General features: G+C 51.3%; 17 protein-coding genes. 8 read left to right on the top strand and 9 right to left on the bottom strand.

Annotated features, from left to right (window positions below):
• Nucleotides 1–109: 109 nt before the first annotated feature.
• Complete coding sequence (locus MH144_RS30990) at nucleotides 110–1,042, bottom strand: MerR family transcriptional regulator (RefSeq protein WP_239301865.1); 933 nt, start codon at nucleotides 1,040–1,042, stop codon at nucleotides 110–112.
• A gap of 371 nt (nucleotides 1,043–1,413) precedes the next feature.
• Between MH144_RS30990 and MH144_RS15375 the strand changes: the two genes are divergently transcribed.
• The 8 genes from MH144_RS15375 (at nucleotide 1,414) to MH144_RS15345 (ending at nucleotide 10,912) form a co-directional block, all read left to right on the top strand.
• Nucleotides 1,414–2,784 carry a phospholipase D family protein gene (locus MH144_RS15375; protein WP_481857369.1) on the top strand — a complete coding sequence of 457 codons (1,371 nt, stop codon included), beginning with the start codon at nucleotides 1,414–1,416 and terminating at the stop codon, nucleotides 2,782–2,784.
• 125 nt (nucleotides 2,785–2,909) lie between these two features.
• Entirely contained in the window at nucleotides 2,910–3,533 is a 624-nt protein-coding gene (locus MH144_RS15370; RefSeq protein WP_239301861.1) for a TetR/AcrR family transcriptional regulator, read from the top strand.
• Nucleotides 3,530–3,877: a DMT family transporter gene (locus MH144_RS15365; protein ID WP_239301849.1), complete on the top strand. Its 348-nt coding sequence runs from the start codon at nucleotides 3,530–3,532 to the stop codon at nucleotides 3,875–3,877. The genes MH144_RS15370 and MH144_RS15365 overlap by 4 nt, the downstream gene beginning before the upstream one ends.
• Nucleotides 3,877–4,191, top strand: coding sequence for a DMT family transporter (locus MH144_RS15360; protein ID WP_095291169.1), 315 nt, complete (start codon nucleotides 3,877–3,879; stop codon nucleotides 4,189–4,191). Before MH144_RS15365 ends, MH144_RS15360 begins: the two co-directional genes overlap by 1 nt.
• 111 nt (nucleotides 4,192–4,302) lie before the next feature.
• A complete protein-coding gene (locus MH144_RS30795; RefSeq protein ID WP_275440120.1) occupies nucleotides 4,303–4,434 on the top strand; it encodes a hypothetical protein in 132 nt (43 codons plus the stop codon).
• 219 nt (nucleotides 4,435–4,653) lie between these two features.
• Nucleotides 4,654–5,586, top strand: a complete 933-nt coding sequence (locus MH144_RS15355) for a TetR/AcrR family transcriptional regulator (protein ID WP_239301847.1) — start codon at nucleotides 4,654–4,656, stop codon at nucleotides 5,584–5,586.
• A gap of 35 nt (nucleotides 5,587–5,621) precedes the next feature.
• A complete protein-coding gene (locus MH144_RS15350) occupies nucleotides 5,622–8,834 on the top strand; it encodes an efflux RND transporter permease subunit (RefSeq protein ID WP_239301845.1) in 3,213 nt (1,070 codons plus the stop codon).
• Between the two features lie 374 nt (nucleotides 8,835–9,208).
• Nucleotides 9,209–10,912 carry a PucR family transcriptional regulator gene (locus tag MH144_RS15345; RefSeq protein ID WP_239301843.1) on the top strand — a complete coding sequence of 568 codons (1,704 nt, stop codon included), beginning with the start codon at nucleotides 9,209–9,211 and terminating at the stop codon, nucleotides 10,910–10,912.
• A 12-nt stretch (nucleotides 10,913–10,924) separates the two neighbouring features.
• Here the strand turns inward: MH144_RS15345 and MH144_RS15340 are convergent, their stop codons facing one another.
• The 8 genes from MH144_RS15340 to MH144_RS15305 form a co-directional block, all read right to left on the bottom strand.
• Nucleotides 10,925–11,152, bottom strand: a complete 228-nt coding sequence (locus MH144_RS15340; protein ID WP_239301832.1) for a hypothetical protein — start codon at nucleotides 11,150–11,152, stop codon at nucleotides 10,925–10,927.
• Between the two features lie 5 nt (nucleotides 11,153–11,157).
• A complete protein-coding gene (hydA, locus tag MH144_RS15335) occupies nucleotides 11,158–12,597 on the bottom strand; it encodes a dihydropyrimidinase (RefSeq protein WP_239301830.1) in 1,440 nt (479 codons plus the stop codon).
• Entirely contained in the window at nucleotides 12,594–13,889 is a 1,296-nt protein-coding gene (gene preA / locus MH144_RS15330) for an NAD-dependent dihydropyrimidine dehydrogenase subunit PreA (protein ID WP_239301818.1), read from the bottom strand. The genes hydA and preA overlap by 4 nt, the downstream gene beginning before the upstream one ends.
• Nucleotides 13,890–13,981: 92 nt before the next feature.
• The gene (locus tag MH144_RS15325) at nucleotides 13,982–15,352 is read right to left on the bottom strand and encodes an NAD(P)-dependent oxidoreductase (RefSeq protein WP_239301816.1); all 1,371 of its coding nucleotides are present in this window, start codon (nucleotides 15,350–15,352) and stop codon (nucleotides 13,982–13,984) included.
• A 69-nt stretch (nucleotides 15,353–15,421) separates the two neighbouring features.
• On the bottom strand, nucleotides 15,422–16,303 hold the full coding sequence (locus MH144_RS15320; protein ID WP_239301814.1) for a nitrilase-related carbon-nitrogen hydrolase: 882 nt from the start codon (nucleotides 16,301–16,303) through the stop codon (nucleotides 15,422–15,424).
• A 90-nt stretch (nucleotides 16,304–16,393) separates the two neighbouring features.
• The gene (locus tag MH144_RS15315; RefSeq protein ID WP_239301812.1) at nucleotides 16,394–17,674 is read right to left on the bottom strand and encodes a M20 family metallo-hydrolase; all 1,281 of its coding nucleotides are present in this window, start codon (nucleotides 17,672–17,674) and stop codon (nucleotides 16,394–16,396) included.
• A 64-nt stretch (nucleotides 17,675–17,738) separates the two neighbouring features.
• Entirely contained in the window at nucleotides 17,739–19,112 is a 1,374-nt protein-coding gene (locus MH144_RS15310) for an aspartate aminotransferase family protein (RefSeq protein ID WP_239301810.1), read from the bottom strand.
• A 22-nt stretch (nucleotides 19,113–19,134) separates the two neighbouring features.
• Nucleotides 19,135–20,196 carry an ABC transporter substrate-binding protein gene (locus tag MH144_RS15305; protein ID WP_239301808.1) on the bottom strand — a complete coding sequence of 354 codons (1,062 nt, stop codon included), beginning with the start codon at nucleotides 20,194–20,196 and terminating at the stop codon, nucleotides 19,135–19,137.
• Between the last annotated feature and the right edge of the window lie 37 nt (nucleotides 20,197–20,233).

Raw genomic sequence — 20,233 nt, 5'->3', positions numbered from 1 at the left:
ACGCACTTGCGTCAAAGGATGTCTTATCATGAATAGCCCCTACGTTATCACGGAAGAACATTCGCTCGTTCAGCTCTTCGGTCACACTTGTCGGCCAATAAACGTCGGCTTAGCCCTGTGTTCGGGTTGAATTATCCGTCAGATACTCGCGCTCAAGCCATGCCTGCCAGTCTGATGAATCCTCCGGCATGATCCACTCCGGGTAAGCTGCCTTCTCATTGCGCTCATAACCCTTGCCTCCAAGGATAAAGCGCATATGCGGAAACTCGGTCATAATGCGATCGACAAGCCGGTCACTCTGCTCGCTTAAGGCTGGATTCGTAATGGAGAGACAGACCAGCTTGATCTTTTGCTCCCGGATAATGGGAAATACCCCTTCCTCAGGAGTATTGGCACCGAGATATAATACTTCGGCTCCATTTTTCCGCATGAACAATGAGAACAACAGCAATCCCACCTGATGATGCTCCCCCTCCGGACAGAGTGCCAGAACTTTAGGCAGATGCGGATAGATCGGGAACAGATGGAAAAACTGATAGAACCGCTGTGAGATCAACTGGGTCATAAAGTGCTCCTGTGCAACTGATGCTCTACCCTGCTCCCATGCATCCCCCACGCGAACGAGAATGGGTACAAGCACATGGTAAAACATTGAATCATATCCATACATGGTGAAACCAAAATCAATTAACCCGTTGGCACGTTCACCTTGGAAATGGTAGAGCGAGTCGTATATCTGATCAGCCATGCGTAAGTAGGCCTCTTCCATTGTAGGAACAGGCGCGGTGAGCGGAGCCGGAATGGCCGCTTCTGGCGTTTTTGCCTTGTTTTCTTTTAACATGCGTACGGCTTCTGATATGTTGGTCTGATGCTGTTCAACCTGCTCCTTCAGCCAACGCAAATCTTCAACATTTTCATCCGTGTACAACCGATAACCCGAATCCGTCCGTTCAGGGGTTACCGCACTGTACCGATTCTCCCAAGCCCGGAGCGTAACCGTTGGAATGTCCAGCATGGCAGCGACTTGTTTGATGGAATACACTTGATTACCTACTCTCTTTTCTGAAATATCCCGACCGTCAATAGGTTAACGAATACTTCCTCCGCCCTTGTCAGGTATATGGAAATCCCAACATTCTACAAAAATAATACACTCATTATACACAACGGCCACACACCTGTCGATTGCATTCAGGCAAATCATATATGCATAAATTACATTTCTCTCTGTCCCCTACGCATCCTGCGTCAATGCTCATGACAGAGTGGTAATAGTAGTCAGCACGTTTACAGAAAGGGGATATGCCGTTGTTTAATACAAGGCGCTCATCATCAGAACACCAAACATCCAGACGTCGTTTTCCATACATACGAACAGCTCTTGGACTACTTATTCTATGGCTTGTGGCCGTCATGTTATATCAAACCTATAAATCACTGCCCGCAGGCATCTCCTATGAAAGCCCGGAATATCGCGTAGACGAGGTCGCATTCCTTCATGATCTCACGTATCCGTCCGCAGACGGGCAGATGGAACACGAGCAGCAGATTTTTCAGCGCATGCTTCAGATTGTGGAAGAGGCGGAGCAATTTGTTGTGGTGGATATGTTCCTGTTCAACAACTATCAGCATAAAGGTCAGCACTTTCCACCGGTTAGCGTTGAATTCACAGATGCTCTGGTCGCCAAAAAAAAGCAGCATCCCGACATGCAGATTCTGTTCATTACGGATGAAGTGAACACCAATTATAATTCTGCACCCAATGAACTTCTGGAGCGAATGAAGCAGGCTGGCATTGAAGTTGTGATTACCAATGTGGATCCACTCCGGGATTCGACGCCTGTATACTCGGCAGTCTGGCGTACATTCTTCCAATGGTTTGGCCAGTCGGGTGATGGCTGGATTCCGAACCTGATGGCAAGCGATGGCCCGGACGTTACCATGCGCTCTTACCTTAAGCTGCTTAATGTAAAGGCCAATCACCGCAAGGTCGTAGCCAGTGAGAAAAAAGCAATTGTCTCCTCCGGCAATATCCATGATGCTAGTGCCTACCACTCCAATGTGGCGTTTGAGGTTACGGGACCGGTCATTGGAGATATACTTCATTCAGAACAAGCCGTACTGGACATATCAGGGGGAGGTCAAGTCCCTTCCTACATAGCTCCTTCCACGGATCCAAACCAAGGCGATCTGCGGATTCGCTATCTGACCGAAGGAAAAGTGAATGATGCCGTATTGCATGAGATCAATCTGACGGAAAAAGGGGATACCTTGTGGATGGGCATGTTCTACATCGCTTCTCCTAAAGTACTGGACGCATTGCTTGATGCTTCCAAACGAGAAGTAGATATCCGGCTTGTGCTCGATCCAAACGAGAATGCATTTGGCCAGGAGAAAATCGGTATTCCGAATCGGCCTGTAGCCGCCGAGCTGCATGATAAATCGGATGGCAAAATCCAAATCCGCTGGTACAACACAACCAAGGAGCAGTATCACACCAAAATGTTGTATATTGCCAAGGCCACCGGGGATCATATTGTGCTTGGCGGATCAACCAACCTTACGCCCCGAAACATGAATGACTATAATCTTGAAAATGAACTATGGGTAGCTGCGCCTGCAGATAATGAGTTCAGCCGCAGTGTGGCCGATTATTTTGAACGCGTGTGGAATAATGAGGATGCCGAGTTCACTCTGGATCTGGACGAATTCCAGGAGAAAACCACGTTCCTGAAGGGCATTCTCTATAAATTGCAGCTCATACTGGGGTTTACCACGTTCTAATCTACCCTTAGCTGTGTATTGGTCGCCTGTGAGATTATTGCAGGCGGCTTTTTTTGAATAGACTTGACATCTAATGTGAAATATGAAAATATGGTCTCCTAACGACCGTTAGGAAGGTGAACAAAATGACAGCACAATCCATACGAAACGCGGCCTTGTTTCACTTTGCCAGAGATGGATACGAAGGGGCATCCCTTCGGGCTATCGCTGACGATGTAGGAATTAAGAAACCGTCCATATATGCCCATTTCAGCGGCAAGGAAGACTTGTTCCTCCAGGCACTGGCTCATGCTTTTCAAGAAGTAAAACGCCATACATTGGAATATTTCCGCGATCATGCCGAACTTCCCCTGGAAGACAGACTCAAGGGTGTGTTTCCCTGGTTCGAACAGGAATATAACGCTAGCGCTTCTACCCGCTTGATGCTGCGCATGTCCTACTTCCCCCCTCCCGGGCTGTACAACGAAGTCATGGACATCGTGCATCCATTTCTTGATGGCATGGAGAGATCACTGAACCGGCTCCTGCAGCGAGCGGTACGTCATGGAGAATTACCTTCGATTCCAACGGAACAAGCTGCCATTGCCTTTATGACTTCTCTCGATGGGATTACCGTGGAGATTATCTATGGAAGCTCGCGTCGTTATAAGAGACGCCTTGAAGCGGCATGGCCTGTCTTTTGGCATGGCATTCATCATTTGAACGAAGAGGCACAGAAGATCGTGCCGAAAGGAGAAACATCATCATGAACCGCAATTGGTTATACGTATTTATCGGAGGCATCATCGAAATTGTCTGGGTAAGCGGACTGAAGCATGCCTCCAATCTATGGGAATGGGCGCTAACCGCTGCAGCTATCATCATCAGCTTCGCCCTGATCATCGCAGCTTCCAAGAGATTGCCGGTGGGCACGGTCTATGCCGTATTTACCGGAATCGGCACCGCAGGCACCGTACTTGCGGAAATGCTGCTGTTCGGAGAGCCATTCCGTCTGGCCAAAATCCTGCTGATCGGACTGCTGCTCTGTGGTGTAATCGGACTGAAACTGGTGACGGATCAACAACAAGAAGAAGCGAAAGAAGGTGTGGCATAATGGCATGGTTAGCAATCGTAGGCGCAGGTATCTGTGAGATTTTTGGCGTAATCGGAATCAACGGAGCTTCGACCAAAAAGGGCTGGCCTTATATCGTGCTTATGCTCATTTCCTTTGTATTCAGCTTCTCACTGCTGTCCTATGCCATGACCTCCATTCCGATGGGCACCGCCTACGCTGTCTGGACAGGCATTGGTACCGTTGGCAGCACATTAACGGGTATGTTCCTGTTCGGCGAGCGCAAGGAGGCCAAAAGGCTGCTGTTCATTGCCATGATTCTGGTGGCTGCAGTCGGTCTGAAACTGATTACGTAAAAATAGTATTCATTCTGTATAAACTAGGGCGACTTCCATCTGGAAGTCGTCTTTTTGGTATATCATGTAAATAGGCATATGTACTCTGTGAATGCGGAAAGGATGACTTGTATGAAAAAATGGTTGGTACGTCTCAGCTCGCTTGCAGGCTATTCATTCCTTACTCTCCTGGCTGCTTTTTATCTGGTTGCACTGACAGCCATCATTATTTTGGCCATACATGCCTTCGGGAATGGAGCATAGCTCTTTAAGCGTTCTTAGGTTTATTCATGCCAATGCCCATTTCCACCTCTCTCTCCTTCTTGAAAACTGAACTGCTCTGTTTCTTCGAATTTCCAATTCCCTCCCATTTGAATTCGCCCTTCCACTTCGTTTATACTTGTTCTGACCCTAAAGTCAATTCAAGAACTCATAAGTTCCGCAGATGAGGTGAAGGTATCGTTAATGAACCCAATTCATGAAATGAATGAGAAGAAAAAACTCATTATAACGACAGCTCTCAAGCTGTTTTCTGCCAAAGGCAGTGCTGCAACGTCCATGCAGGAAATTGCAGAGCTATGCGGCATGTCCAAGGGAAGCCTCTATCTGATTTTCAAATCCAAAGAGGAATTGGAAGCCAGTACGATGGAGTACTGCATCTATACCCTGCTGGATGAGATGTCACAGATTGAACATGAGGCTGGCCTCACATCACGAGAACGTCTGCACAAGCAGATTGAGACGCTGCTACTCCATGTATCCGAACTAAAAGAATTCCTTCGGGTGCAGCTGCGCAGCATGATGATGGATGATGAGCAGCAACATCCCAGCAGGAAATGTGACCCGCATCACAGGGATATGGAGATCAAAACCCTGCACTGGTTCAAGGATAAGCTGGAGGATCTGTACGGTCCCGAGATTGAGCCATATACTGTGGATCTTATTTTGCTGACACACGGCCTTTTCCTGTCCTACGTCAAAATCTGGTTTACGGAGATGCCTTCCCTTACCGTATCCAAAATGGCTGCGAATCTGCTGCAAACGATGGATTATGCAGCGTACGGTTTGCTGGAGCAGCGACCTGAGCCTTTGATTAGCTTGGAAAACTGGCCGGCATGGACCAGCGAATCCAAAACGGATTCCACCATGATGCGTCATCCCATTCATATCATCAAACAGATGCAGGATATCGTGACTACCGATCTGTCCGCAGGACAATCCCGAAACGATGCGTTAGAAACCATCGCCATTCTCAAGCAGGAAATGATGGAATTCACGCCGCGCCGGGCTATTATCCTGGGCATGATGCGCAACCTGGAGAACATTCCAGCCATTGAATCGTTGCACTCCGAGCTTCAGCATATTCTGGATGCCATGTATAGCCGGTTCATCCAGGCTGACTCGTCAAACAAATAGAAACAGGGAGAACAGAGAGGAGAAGAGACCATCGTATGAAAGGAATCATTAATTTTTCACTGAACAACAAGTTTGCGATCTGGATTCTGACCATTATCGTTTCCTTCGCTGGTTTGTACAGCGGACTGACGATGAAACAGGAAACCATTCCAAACATCAATGTGCCATTTCTAAGTGTTACGGCGATTGATCCCGGAGCGGCTCCGGAAGGTATCGTAGAAGATGTGACCAAGCCGCTGGAACAGACTCTGCGCAATGTGGAGGGAATCAAGACACTCACTTCCACATCCATGGAGAATGCTGCTTCCATCACACTGGAATTTGATTATGGAACAGATCTGAACAACGCTACTGCAGCTGTTCGTGAGGCGCTGAATGAAGTGCAGCTTCCGGACGGTGTACAGAAACCGACCATTTCCAAATTCAGCATCAATTCATTCCCGGTTGTCTCACTGAGCTTGTCCGATAAGGACGGCGGAGATCTGGAGCAGTTGACCAGACTCGTTGAATCCGATATTCAGCCTGCACTCGAAGATATCGACGGTGTAGCACAAGTACAGGTTTCCGGACAGTATGTCAAGGAAGTCCAACTGAAGTTCGACCAGGACAAAATGAATGAACTCGGCCTGACGGAAGATACCGTTAACGGCATCGTTCAAGGTTCCTCTGTCCGCGTTCCACTCGGATTGTTCGAACTGGATGAAGCACAGAAAGCTGTTGTGGTTGATGGTAACATCATTGATCTCGATGACCTGAAGAACCTTGCCATTCCTGTGGTACCTAGTGGTGCAGGTGCAGCAGCAGATCCATCTGCTCAAGCAGGCGGCGCTGCCGGCCAAGCAACAGCTCCGGATGCCGCACAGGGATCGACCCCATCTGCCGCACCATCCGCGGGTGGAAATGCGAGTGCAGGCAGTGCTTCCGGTGCTGCCAATGCAGCAGGAATTCCTACAGTAAAATTAAGCGAGATCGCGAACATTGAGGTTATCGGTCAGGCTGAATCCATTTCACGTACAGATGGCATGGAGTCCATTGGTATCTCCATCGTGAAATCCAATGACGCCAATACCGTGGATGTCGTGAATGCCGTTAAAGACAAAGCGGAAGAATTGCAGTCTCAATTCAAAAACGCCCAACTGACGGTATTGCTTGACCAAGGTAAGCCAATTGAGGATTCCGTCAATACGATGCTTGGCAAAGCAGTCTTCGGTGCCCTGTTTGCCATCCTGATTATCCTATTGTTCCTGCGCAATATTCGTTCAACCATTATCTCGATTATCTCGATTCCGCTTTCCTTGCTTATGGCATTGACTGCGCTCCTGCTCATGGACATCACACTGAACATGATGACACTGGGCGCCATGACCGTTGCCATCGGACGGGTCGTGGATGACTCCATCGTCGTTATCGAGAACATCTATCGCAGATTGACCCTTAAGGGAGAGAAACTGAAAGGCCGTGAACTGATCCGGGAAGCAACTCGTGAAATGTTCATTCCGATCCTCTCTTCCACGATTGTAACCATCGCCGTGTTCCTGCCACTGGCACTCGTTAGCGGCATGGTAGGCGAGCTCTTCATGCCATTTGCATTAACTATGGTATTTGCGCTGCTGGCATCATTGCTCGTGGCTATCACCATCGTTCCGATGCTGGCTCATACCCTGTTCCGCAAAGGCCTGAAGAACAAACAAAATCATGAGGAAAAACCAGGGAAGATGGCTGAGGGCTACAAACGCCTGCTGAACTGGACACTTTCGCACAAAATTATTACCGTCGGCATCGCCGTGGTCTTGCTCGTCGGCAGTTTGTTCCTGTATCCGTTCATCGGTGCAAGCTTCTTGCCAGAACAGCAGGACAAATATGTGACGATCACATACAGCCCGGAAACCGGCTCCCTGCGTGAAGACGTTGAAAAAGAAGCACTTGCTGCTGAAAAATATTTGCTGAAGCAGCCTGGCCTGGAGAAAATGCAGTATTCCATCGGCGGCGGAAATCCACTGAGCAGCATGGGTGGAGGAAGCTCGAACTCGGCACTCTTCTATATTGAATACAATGAAGATACCAAGGATTTCACACAAGTGAAGGAACAGCTTGTAGAAGGTTTGCGGAAAGAAGTTCCCGTTGGTACCTGGAGTGAGCTGGATATGTCCGGCGGTCTGGGAGGCAGTAGCCTGAGCATCTCCATTTACGGCGACAACGTGGAACAGCTCAAGCCTGTCACGGATGAAGTGTTCAAGCTGGTTGAAGCAGATACCGAAAACTTTGAAAAAGCAGACACCACGCTCTCTGACACATATGGTCAATATACTCTCGTTGCGGATCAGGAAAAGCTGAGCTCGCTCGGTCTGACTGCAGGCCAATTGGCTATGGCACTGAGCCCTGTACAGGAACGTCCGGTACTGACGGAAGTGGATATTGATAACAAAACCTATAAAGTGTATGTCGAGACAGATCAGAAAACTTTCGACAGCATCACTGACATCGAAAATGAGACAGTGACTTCTCCGCTCGGCATCCAAGTACCGATCAAGGATGTTGCAAACGTTGAAGAAGGTACTTCTCCGAACTCGATTATGCGCATTGACGGCAAGGTCGTTGCCCAAGTTTCGGCGACCATCCTGGCTTCCGATGTACAAAAGGCTTCACAAACCCTGCAGGATAACATCGACAAGCTGGACCTTCCAGATGGCGTTGAGGTGAAATTTGGCGGTACAACCGAACAGATCAATGACACCTTTACCCAACTGGGTCTTGCCATGCTGGCAGCCATCGCCATTGTATACTTTGTACTTGTCGTTACATTTGGCGGCGGACTCGCACCATTCGCCATCCTGTTCTCCCTGCCGTTTACCGTTATTGGTATCATGGTAGGCCTGTTCCTGGCTGGCGGCACCATTGACGTCTCTGCCATGATGGGTGGATTGATGCTGATCGGGATCGTAGTCACCAATGCGATCGTCCTGATCGACCGTGTCATTCACATGGAGAAAGACGGCATGTCTACGCGTGAAGCCTTGCTTGAAGCAGGTGCAACACGTCTGCGTCCAATCCTAATGACCGCACTTGCAACGATTGGCGCCTTGCTGCCACTCGTCACTGGACTGGAAGCAAGTGCGGGAATCATCTCGAAAGGCCTCGGTATTACCGTTATCGGCGGTCTGATCAGCTCTACGCTGCTCACCCTGGTTATTGTGCCGATCGTGTATGAATTCCTGATGAAATTCAAGAAGAAAAGAATCGAAGATTAAACTGCTCGTTTGAGATTTCGATTCATTAAGAGCAATACGGAATTATAATAAACCTCCTAGTTCTCCATTGGAATGACTGTCCATTTCAATGAGATCAGGAGGTTTTTTGTTGACCATTAACGGGCTTCCTTCCTAAATGTCAGGTAAAACGACACCAATTCGAACCCGGATTATACCAGATTACAAAAAAAGGAGCCTGTTTTGTTAAGTCAAACAAATCAGCGTTAGATTTCAGTCTATCATCAGTAAATACACTTATAATATAGCTTAATTATGTAAGTTAACGGGATTCTAGACAGGTCATCCAGCTCGTACATCCCAACATAACAGACGCTCTTCAGAAACCTGCATCATGAGGCGGGATTGCAATCGGCATGCAATTGGGGAAGGATGGTGGTTGTATGGGGGAAGCGACGCTCCAGCTTCAGATGAGAGACATGTTGAAACGGCCTGTATTTCGCAAGGCAGAGGTACTGGCCAGTGAACGGGCACTGGAGAGATATGTCCGCTGGGTCCATATTATGGAGGTACCGGATGTGGGCGATCTGTTAAACGGAGGAGAACTGGTACTGACTACCGGCATCGGCTGGCAGGCTGATGAGCAGCAAGGTTTGTCTTTCCTGCGGCAGTTAATTGCCCGAGGCGCGGCTGGTCTCTGTATCGAACTGGGGACTCACACCAAGTCACAACTTGGAGCGATGAAGGAAATCGCAGCAGCGGATGATTTTCCACTGATCTGGTTCCATGAACAAGTCCGCTATATTGATATTACACAAGACCTGCACTTCGCCCTGATTCGCAGTCATCAGCGGATGCTTGCCGAACTCGACAATCTGACCACCTCGTTCAACCAGCTCCTGTTAAACGGAGACGGTGTGCAGCCGCTGCTTCGCTTGTTATCACGTACAACCGGCTACCCGGTTGCGTTATATCCTCTTGAGGGAGAAGCCAGTGCTGTCCCTTATTGCCCGCCAGAGCAATTGGAGAACCGTAGAATGGCTTGGTTAACCCAGCGCAACCATTCACCTGAATCAGGACAATCAAGCCATTCCCATCATCTGGAGCAACCCATGGATGCCTATACCCTGCCTGTTCAGGCCCTCGATTACACCTTCGCGGACCTGGTACTTTTTCTGGAGAAACTTCCCGAACACGAGTCTGATTCACTGCGTCACAAGCCTACTGGTGAATTTGTCATTCAGGCGTTGGAGCGCTGCGCGGCTGCTATTGCACAGGACTGGATGCGAACCAAATACATGGAGGAAAAGCGCCGTTACAAGGAAGACATGTGGGTCATCGACTGGCTGAACGGACATCACACGGCCAAGGAAATTCAAGAGTACCTGTCCGCAAATCCCCTGCTTGCTGCCAGTAAAGGCACCGTCGTTTTGTTTGACAGTAATCCGAGTTATACCGACAGCCTCAAGCTGCAGAAGCTGCTCATACAGCGCAATATCGTCGCCCGCTCTGTATTCTCCAGGGAAGGGTTCTCCCTGTTCAGCACGGTATTGAATCATCAGATTATTCTGATCATCCTCGATCCTCAGCCAGGCCCTCAGCGCAAAAGCCATCTCTGGCGCTGCATAGAGCAGCTCCAGCATCACGAAACGGACCAGACCCACCGTCTGTTCTCCGGTCTGCTGGGCATTGGTCACAGCTGTGCCGATTTGTCACGACTCAAGGACAGCCTGGATACGGCCAAGGAAACACTGCGCATTCAAAAGGATACCGGACCCATGCAGCAGCCGTTTTACAGTAATCTCCACGGTTACCGCATCATCGCCGGGATGAAGCAGAGCGGTAATCTGGACGATTTTATTGAGGAATACCTCGGCCCCGTCATCCGGCATGATGCAGAGAAAGGCGGGCAGCTGCTGCGCACACTCAAGCAATATTTTGTGCTGTGCTGCTCCAAACAGGAAACCGCTACTGCCCTATTCATTGTCAGACAGACTCTCTATCATCGGCTCGACAAAATCGAAGCTTTGCTCGGAGAAGACTATATCCTCCCCGAGAAACGCGTCGCTATCGAACTCGCCATCTACGCTTATGAATACGTCCATGGTCCAATTGCATAAATGGCAAGAGGACTATGCCCCCCGCTGTTCCTGAAGCTGCCGGATCAGAAAGTGGACGAACCACTTTCGTCCGGACGCTGTACCCACATGCTGCTCTTTCTTTTCGCCCGGATGATCCGGATGTTCCCACACGACACTGGCACCCTCCAAATGTTCCTGTACCGAATAGATCCGATATCCCAGCGCAACCATTCGTTCTATCTCCACTTTCTCCGCTTCAAATGCTTCATTCTCCATCATCCGCCTTAACCTCCTGTCACTGTTGTAACCGTCTGCCGCCCAGGCATAGGGGCACCTGCATCGTATTTGGCACGCTTCACATACTTGCCTGATCCTGCCGCACCTGCAAACTGACGATCCTTAATGACATACTCCCCCCGGCACAATACGGTGATGGGACATCCCTGTACCTGCATGCCTTCGAAGGCACTATAATCCACATTCATATGATGTGTACTGGCCGATATCTCCCGGGAAAGGGAAGGATCGAAAATAACGATATCCGCATCGGTACCGACTGCAAGCGTCCCTTTCTGCGGAAACATCCCAAACAGCTTGCTCGCTCGTGTAGAACACAGATCTACCCATTGATTCAATGAAATGCGTCCCTTCGCAACTCCCTCCGAGTATAAAATGCTAAGACGGTCCTCAATGACAGGCCCACCATTCGGAATTTTGCTAAAGTCATTCTTCCCTAGATCTTTCTGTCCCTTGAAATTAAATGAGCAGTGATCGGACCCAATGGTCTGCAACTGGCCGCTCTTCAGTGCGTTCCACAACACATCCTGATGGGAGGCTTCCCGGAGAGGCGGGGACCAGACATACTTCGCCCCTTCGAAATCAGGCTGATCCATGATGGACTGATCCAGCGTCAAATACTGCGGACACGTCTCCCCCCAGATCCGGTAGCCCATGTCACGCATGCGAGCAATCTGCTCTACCGCTTCGGCGCACGTCACATGCACGACATACAGCTGTGAATCCGCAAGGGCAGCCAGACGTGCAGCGCGTCCTGTCGCCTCTCCTTCCAGGATGGAAGGACGGGTACGTGCGTGATGGATCGGCTCATTCCGCCCTTCGGCGAGCGCCTGTCGTACAAGCAGATCGATGACATCCCCGTTCTCGGCATGCACCATCACCAGTGCACCGTATTCCTTGGCCTTTTGCAGCGTCTGATAGAGGATGCCATCATCTGCCTGGAACTGGTTTTTATAGGCCATGAACACTTTGAAGGAAGACACCCCTTCTTCCTCAATGACCTGCGGCAGTTCCTCCAATACCTGGTCATTCATCTCTCCGATCATCAGATGAAATCCATAGTCGATGGCAGCCTTACCCTTGGCCTTCGCATGCCATTCCTTCAGGGATTCGGTGAGCGGTTTGCCTTTCTGGGTCAGACAGAAATCAAGGATCGTCGTTGTTCCGCCAAACGCTGCAGCTGCGGTTCCCGTTGCAAAATCATCCGCGGTCACTGTCCCGCCAAAAGGCATATCCAGATGTGTATGCGGATCAATACCGCCGGGAATGACATAACAGCCGGAAGCATCCACGATCTCCGTTCGGTCATCCGCCACCATGCCCATGCCAATCTGCATGATTTTCCCGTTCTCGATAAGTATATCCGCTTCAAATGTGTCCGCTGCCGTGACCAACACGCCATTCTGAATCAGTTTGCGCCCACTCATGATATCGCCTCCTTGGTTGATTGATCTCTAATCGATTGCAGCACAGCAATCGCAGATTGACGTTCATTCCAGGTTAATGGGGTCTGTTCAGGTGCTACCTCGACCATCTCAATAGCTCCGTCCACCGGACATACAATCGAGCATAGGTTACATCCCACACAATCTTCCTCGACCACTTCCAGATAGGCGCCGGAAGGATCGGTCAGCATATCGATACACTGGTGCGATGTGTCCTCACAAGCGATATGGCACTTGTTGCAGTTAATGCAGACATCACGGTTGATGCGGGCGACCACTTTGTAATTGAGATCCAGATTACCCCAGTCCGAATATCGGGGTACCGTCTGGCCCACAAGTTCTGCCACACTGCTCAGGCCCTTCTCATCCAAATAATCATTCAGCCCATCGATCATATCCTCCACGATGCGAAAACCATGATGCATCGCTGCGGTGCACACTTGCACGCCTGTCGCTCCCATGAGCAAAAATTCAGCCGTATCCCGCCAATCAGATATGCCACCAATACCCGAGATGGGTACCCCCACTTCCGGATGGCGGGCACATTCGGCCACCATGTTCAGGGCAATCGGCTTCACAGCTGGTCCGCAATAGCCGCCATGGGCCCCTTTGCCGCCTACATGGGGCACGGTATTCCACGAATCCAGATCCACGCCCGCCAGAGAGTTAATGGTGTTGATGAGCGAGATTGCATCCGCACCGCCTCGCACTGCTGCCCGGGCCGTTGCCGTAATATCCGTAATATTCGGTGTCAGTTTCACGATCACGGGTGTCGTCGCGACTTCCTTCACCCACATCGTCTGCAGCTCAACCAGATCCGGCTGCTGACCAGAAGCTGCCCCCATGCCGCGTTCGGCCATGCCATGAGGGCAGCCGAAGTTTAGCTCCAGTCCGTCTACCCCGATCGCCTCCACCTTTTTGACAATCTCATGCCACTTCTCGCGCTGCGGCTCCACCATCAGTGATGCAATGACCGCGCGATCCGGGAAACGTTTCTTGGTTTCAGCAATCTCCCGCAGATTGACCTCCAGTGGACGATCGGAGATCAGCTCAATATTGTTGAAGCCCGCTACCCGCTGTCCGCCGAAATGTACAGCGGCAAAACGGGATGACGTGTTAATGATCGGTTCACCCAGCGTCTTCCACACCGCACCTCCCCAGCCTGCCTCGAAGGCGCGCTGCACCTGATATCCTGTATTGGTCGGTGGCGCGGATGCCAGCCAAAATGGATTGGGTGATCGAATACCTGCCAGATTTATCGATAAGTCAGCCATAACGATCCCTCCTTGGTGTTGTTTGCATATATGGTCTTGCTCAGCACTCGGTGGCTTCGTAGTCTGAACAGCATACGAAGCACAAGCTCACCTCAAGCTGTCTCCTCCACCTGTCCAGGCAGTGCCTTCATCAGTGCTGCTGCGGCCAGCTTGCCCTGCTGTGCTGCTGAGACAACCATGGCTTCGCCTTGCCCCTGGCCGAAAACCACATCCCCTGCCGCATAGATCTGCGGATGAGAAGTTCGGTAGGTCTGCTGCTCCACCTCGACAACGCCCCAGTGATGACGCAGACCGAAAGCTTCAATGAGAGGCAGCAGCCGGTTCTGTCCGATCGCCCGAACGACGGTGTCACATTCAATCATGAACTCCGTTCCTTCTTGGGGTACGGGTAATGCACGCCCGCCTCCTGGCGGCGTGACCAGCTCCATTTTGACACACTCCACAGCCTGGACTCGCCCATTCTCATCGCCAATAATGCGCTGCGGCATCGTAAACCAGCGGAACTCTACACCTTCCTGTTTTGCAAATGCATATTCAAACGCATAGGCTGTCATCTGACTCTCTCCGCGACGATAGAGCATCTGTACACGTTCTGCTCCCAGACGTACCGAGCAGGTGGCTGCATCCACTGCCGTGTTGCCCGCACCTATGACGGCTACTCTTAGACCATTCAGCGCAGGCGGTACGCCCTGTTTCGTAGATTCCACCAGTTCAATGGCATCGTACACCCCTTCCAAGTTCTCTCCTTCGATCCCAAGCATCGGAACGGAACCCATCCCACAAGCCAGAATGACAGCTTCATGCTGTTCCAGCAGTTGTGCAGGAGACAGATCCACGCCTATGCGTACACCATACCGGATGTGTACTCCCAGCGCTTCAACCTGCTCCACTTCCCACAGGGACACGTCCTGCGGTAAACGAAAGGAGACGATCCCGTACGTATTTAATCCACCACCCTTTGGCTTCGCTTCATAGATCGTCACCTCATACCCTGCACGGCCAAGCTCTCTGGCTGCGGACAAGCCGGCAGGCCCGGCGCCAACAACAGCAATGGAACAACCATTGGAGGGGGCTGCCTGAAACAAAGGTTCATTAGACACCCGTGCCCAGTCCGTGGCATATCGCTGCAGATCACCGATGCGAATGGGCTTGGACGATTCGTTCAGTACACAGGCGCCTTCGCACAATTCCTCGGTTGGACAGACCCTTGCACAGCTGGCTCCTACCGGATTGGCATCCATAATGGTTCGGGCCGAGCCTTTCAGATGACCTGTCGAGATTTTCCGAATAAACGAAGGAATGTTGATATCCGTTGGGCACGCCTTGATGCAAGGTGCATCGTAACAGTACAGACAGCGGTTGGATTCCTCCATCGCTTCCTTGCCTGTCATGGCGGGTTTCATCTCGGCAAAACGGCTCTCCCATCCATAATCGGATAACGCTGTTCCCGGGTTGTTTATCATGACCATGCACCTCCTAGGGATTGAATTAGGGTCCGGTTCCTTTTTTGAATACAACCTTTCAAATGCCTGTTACAGATTAACCAGATGCTCATACGTCTCAGGGCGCCGATCCCGGTAGAATTGCCACACATTGCGCACTTCACGGATGATTTCGATATCCATCTCGCCGATGACAATCTCATCCTGATCCCTGCTGCCCATGGCAACCATTCGTCCGCGCGGGTCCACCAGATACGACTGACCATAGAACTCGCCCATATTCCAAGGTGCCTCCACGCCTACCCGGTTAATGGCAGCCACGTAATAGCCGTTGGCCACAGCGTGGGCAGGCTGTTCCAATTTCCACAGATATTCCGATGTACCCGCCACCGTGGCTGACGGATTGAACACAATCTCCGCTCCGGCGAGTCCGAGCAGACGGGCTCCTTCCGGAAAGTGCCGATCATAGCAGATGTACACGCCCACTCTGGCGTAAGCTGTATCAAATACCGGGTATCCGAGATTCCCAGGCCTGAAATAGTACTTTTCCCAGAAACCGTTCGTGCCCTCACCTGCTTCCACATGCGGGATATGATGCTTGCGGTATTTGCCCAGATAGGAGCCATCGGCATCAATCACGGCAGCCGTATTGTAATACGATGCAATGCCTTCTACCTCGTACACGGGCAAAATGATCACCACGCCAAGTTCCTTCGCAAGTGCCTGAAAACGCCTGGTTGTCGGCCCCTCCGGCACCGGTTCGGCAGATGCATACCATTTGGGATTTTGTTCGGTGCAAAAGTAGGGGCCATAGAAAACCTCCTGCAGTCCGATAATCTGTGCTCCTCGCGCTGCAGCCTCACGGACCAGGGTGATATGCTTCTGGATGGCAGCCTCCTTGTGCTCTTCAACCAGTGCCGATCCTTCCACTTCATGCGAAGCCTGAATCAGGCCTATATTGATTTTTCCCATACGCCTGTAGCGCCTCCTTCTACCCTGATTAAGATGTATTAGAGAAAATCCGATCGTTTATCGTGTTCATTTTCTATCATAAAAGGTGAATCAGCCCTCCGATTCATCGTCAGCAGGCAGCTGCCTGCATATCTGCCGAATCGTGCGGTATAATACCTCCGTTCCCAGCGCAATGTCCTCCGGGGAGGAATACTCACTCGGATGATGGCTGATCCCATCCTTGCTGCGGACAAAAATCATGCCATAGTCGCAGACATAGGATAGCGCCAGTGCATCATGGAACGGACCACTCATGAGCTCCGGCAAGGACAAGTCCATCTCCTCTGCAGACGAGCGAATGGCTGCCTTGATTCGTTCCGCACAGTAGCTCGGTTCACTATTGGTATCTTCAGCCACGGAATAGGCAAGCCCATGCTGACTGCATACTTCAGCGAGCACATTCATCAGCCGGGCTTCAAGCTGGTTACGGCGTTCCATCTCCATATCGCGCAAGTCCAAGGTGAAGCTGACTTCTTCAGGGATGATGTTGCGCGAGTCGGGGAACACCCTCAGACTGCCCACAGTACCAACCGTGGGGGCAGCCGGATCTGCCCTAACCATGTCGTCAAACGCTGCAATGACTCTGGCACTGCCAACGAGCGCATCATTACGCATGGCCATCGGTACCGAACCGGCATGCCCTGCCATGCCCTTGATCGTAATCGTTAGCCATAAAGGACCGGAGATGCCCGTGACCAGTCCCACCGGAGCATCCAGCGATTCCAGCACAGGGCCCTGTTCGATATGCAGCTCCAGATAGCTGCCGATGGAATCAGGTGCATACACTCCTTCAGCGAATTTCTCTACCGAGTATCCGAAGGATTCCAGCGCCTCCCGGCGAGTCACCCCGTTCCTGTCCTGCCGCTCCAGTTCTCCCATTTCCAACTGCCCGGTCATTCCCCGGGAGCCAAACAAGCCTTTGTTAAATCGGGAACCCTCTTCATCGCAAAAAGCTACGACCTCAATTGGCATCGGAGGCTGAAGGCCACTCTCCATCAGGCACTGCACAGCTTCCAGGGCCCCCAGGACACCAATCGCACCATCATATCGACCACCATAAGGCTGTGAATCAATATGTGAACCGACCATGAGGATGGGCTGCGCAGGATCCACACCTTCAAGGCGGCCAATCAGATTCCCAAATGGATCAAGACGAGTCACCAATCCGGCTTCTTCCATCCAGAGACGCACCTGGATAATGCCGTCCATATCTTCAGGGGTGAGGGCAAGCCGACAAACGCCCGTCTCTCCGATTTGTCCAATGCGGGACAATTGTTCAATTCGTTCATTCAACCGAAGATGGTTAATGCCTAATCCGGTTGTGGTCTGCATCTTCCCTCGCCTCCATGTGTTCTATTTTCAAACGAGTGCATTTCTGTGATTAGCTATCCATCCACTATCCTGCCTCCACACTGCTCAGTGCCTTAAGCAAACTTGCCGCAATCAGCTCCAGCTCATCCTCCGTGGTGACAAAAGGTGGGGATATCGTCAAAATGTTGGCGAACCCGGGTACCGTGTCCCCGTTCTTACCGATGAGAATGCCGTCCTTCTTACAACTGGCCAGCACGTGTGCGACCTTCCCTGCATCTGCCGGGGAGCCGTCCGCTTCAATAAGCTCAATGCCGCAGGCGAATCCAAACATTCGAACATCTCCGACCACGGGCAGCTCCAGCAGCGGCTCCAGCTTCTCACGAAGGATTCGCCCCAGTTCATCCGCACGCTGCACCAGATTTTCACGCTCCAGGATGTCGAGATTGGCCAGTGCTACCCGGCAGGATACCGGATTGCCGCCGAAGGTGTTCACATGACGAAAGTGAGCATCCGGTCCGGGTTCCCGGAACGTATCATACAGATCCGCTCGCACGGCTGTAGCCGATAACGGAGAGTACGCACTGGTCATCCCCTTGGCCATGGTGACTATATCCGGCTGCACCCCATAATTCTGGTGTCCGAACTTCTGTCCCGAACGACCGAACCCGCAGATCACTTCATCCACGATCAGCAGTACACCATAACGCTCACAGATTTCCTTCACTGTACGCATGTAGTCCGGAGGCGGGACAATCATGCCGCCCCCCGTAATCACCGGTTCCATGATCACCGCAGCCACTGTCTCGGGGCCTTCCCAGCGGATGACCTCCTCATAGATGGTTGCACATTCGAGTCCGCAGCCCTCTTTGTTCCGTCCAAACGGACAGCGATAGCAGTACGGGGGTGGAACATGGGAGAAGCCCACGCCCAGCGGCTCGTACTTGATCTTGCGGGCAGCTTGCCCGGTGGCACCGAGTGCGCCCATGGAGTTGCCATGATAAGCCCGGTGACGGGAGATGAACTTGTGTCTGGTTGGCTCACCATTTTGGTGATGAAACTGACGGGCTATTTTGAACGCCACCTCATTGGCATCCGATCCGGAATTGGAGAAAAAGATTCGATAGTCTCCCTCCAGCCACTCGTTCAGCTTCTCTGCCAGCAAAATCGCCGGTTCGTGGCTCTGGGTCATCGGCACATAAGCGAGTGTTTTCATCTGCTCATATGCGCTCTTCGCAATCTCCTCCCGTCCATGCCCCACATTCACGCACCATAACCCGGACATGGCATCCAGGTACCGCGTTCCATCCTGATCCGTGATCCAGCTGCCTTCTCCGCTGACCGCAATCATCGGATGATCGTTATGAGGCGAGATGTGATGCCACACATATCTGCGGTCTTTCTCCAGCCATTCTTCCTTGGTACCGCCAAGCGGCTGAGGTTGCTGATCCACGGAGTTCATTCGTCATCCTCCTTCGACTGCCTTATTTCACCGCTTCTTCGTAAATGCTCTTCTCCAGCGCTTCATCCAGGTTGGCTGCCTTCTTGATCAATCCATAATTCAGTGCAATATCTGCTGTACGGGCAAACGATTCATCCACAAAACTGCCCACCTGCTGCTCCGTAAATCCTTCCGGACGAATCAGCTTCGCAATCTCTTCCAGCATCGTCACCTGATGTTCACGGGTCGTACTGCCATCGGTCACGTTGCTCATGACGATATCCACCGTTTCCTCCTGGTTGTCGATGGCATAGTTCCAGCCTTTCAGAATGGCACGGGTGACTTTAACAGCAAGATCGCGGTTGCCATCGACCCAGTCCTTCTTCGCGATCAATGTATCTTCCAGCATGCCTACGCCGGCATCCTCAATGTTGAACACATCCAGATCGGACTCTTGTACGCCACTCTCCAGCACGACGTGATATTCGTTATATATGGTTGCTGTGGCGACATCCACCTGGTCATTGAAAAACTGATCCATCGTAAACCCCTGCTTCACCAGCTCAATATCCTTCTTCGGATCAAGTCCGTTCTTCTCCATAAAAGCGAGGACCTGGAACTGCTGGCTGCCGAACCATGTGCTTACCTTTTTGCCTTTCATTTGGGCCGGATCCGTAATTCCTGCCGACTTCTTGGCGATCAGGCGATAGCTGCTCTTCTGTGAGATCTGGGCAAGGGAGACCAGCGGCAGACCGTTGTCACGGCTCACCAGCAGACTGTCTACCCCCGTGATGCCGACATCGGCTGCACCGTTCACCACCTGCTGTTCAATAACGATATCCGGGCCACCCGGAATAATCTCTGCATCAATACCTTCATCTTCAAAAAAACCTTGTTCCTTCGCGGCATAAATTCCGGCGAACTGGGCCTGCGGAACCCATTTAAGCTGAATTTTCACTTTGGTTAAAGACTGCTCTGCATCTCCTCCTGAACTTGCAGCAGCAGGTTCGGCAGACGGTTCCGTCTTGGCAGAACATGCTGCCAGCAAGGCAACCGTGAGCATCAGCACAACGACCATCAAACCCGATTTCAACGTTTTGTACATATACAAACAACCCCCTGTTTATATAAGAATTCAATCA

It is taken from the genome of Paenibacillus sp. ACRRY, from assembly GCF_022346995.1.
Classification (GTDB): Bacteria; Bacillota; Bacilli; order Paenibacillales; family Paenibacillaceae; genus Paenibacillus.
This window is presented reverse-complemented; position numbering and strand designations above follow the sequence as displayed.

Coding starts and splice junctions, on each gene's coding strand:
- MH144_RS15320 (WP_239301814.1), bottom strand. CDS start 16,303: ATGGGAAAAATCAATATAGGCCTGATTCAGGCTTCGCATGAAGTGGAA.
- MH144_RS15305 (WP_239301808.1), bottom strand. CDS start 20,196: ATGTACAAAACGTTGAAATCGGGTTTGATGGTCGTTGTGCTGATGCTC.
- MH144_RS30795 (WP_275440120.1), top strand. CDS start 4,303: ATGAAAAAATGGTTGGTACGTCTCAGCTCGCTTGCAGGCTATTCATTC.
- MH144_RS15350 (WP_239301845.1), top strand. CDS start 5,622: ATGAAAGGAATCATTAATTTTTCACTGAACAACAAGTTTGCGATCTGG.
- MH144_RS15340 (WP_239301832.1), bottom strand. CDS start 11,152: ATGATGGAGAATGAAGCATTTGAAGCGGAGAAAGTGGAGATAGAACGA.
- preA (WP_239301818.1), bottom strand. CDS start 13,889: ATGGCTGACTTATCGATAAATCTGGCAGGTATTCGATCACCCAATCCA.
- MH144_RS15355 (WP_239301847.1), top strand. CDS start 4,654: ATGAATGAGAAGAAAAAACTCATTATAACGACAGCTCTCAAGCTGTTT.
- MH144_RS15345 (WP_239301843.1), top strand. CDS start 9,209: ATGCAATTGGGGAAGGATGGTGGTTGTATGGGGGAAGCGACGCTCCAG.
- MH144_RS15375 (WP_481857369.1), top strand. CDS start 1,414: ATGTTATATCAAACCTATAAATCACTGCCCGCAGGCATCTCCTATGAA.
- MH144_RS15360 (WP_095291169.1), top strand. CDS start 3,877: ATGGCATGGTTAGCAATCGTAGGCGCAGGTATCTGTGAGATTTTTGGC.
- MH144_RS15325 (WP_239301816.1), bottom strand. CDS start 15,352: ATGATAAACAACCCGGGAACAGCGTTATCCGATTATGGATGGGAGAGC.
- MH144_RS15310 (WP_239301810.1), bottom strand. CDS start 19,112: ATGAACTCCGTGGATCAGCAACCTCAGCCGCTTGGCGGTACCAAGGAA.
- MH144_RS15365 (WP_239301849.1), top strand. CDS start 3,530: ATGAACCGCAATTGGTTATACGTATTTATCGGAGGCATCATCGAAATT.
- hydA (WP_239301830.1), bottom strand. CDS start 12,597: ATGAGTGGGCGCAAACTGATTCAGAATGGCGTGTTGGTCACGGCAGCG.
- MH144_RS15315 (WP_239301812.1), bottom strand. CDS start 17,674: ATGCAGACCACAACCGGATTAGGCATTAACCATCTTCGGTTGAATGAA.
- MH144_RS15370 (WP_239301861.1), top strand. CDS start 2,910: ATGACAGCACAATCCATACGAAACGCGGCCTTGTTTCACTTTGCCAGA.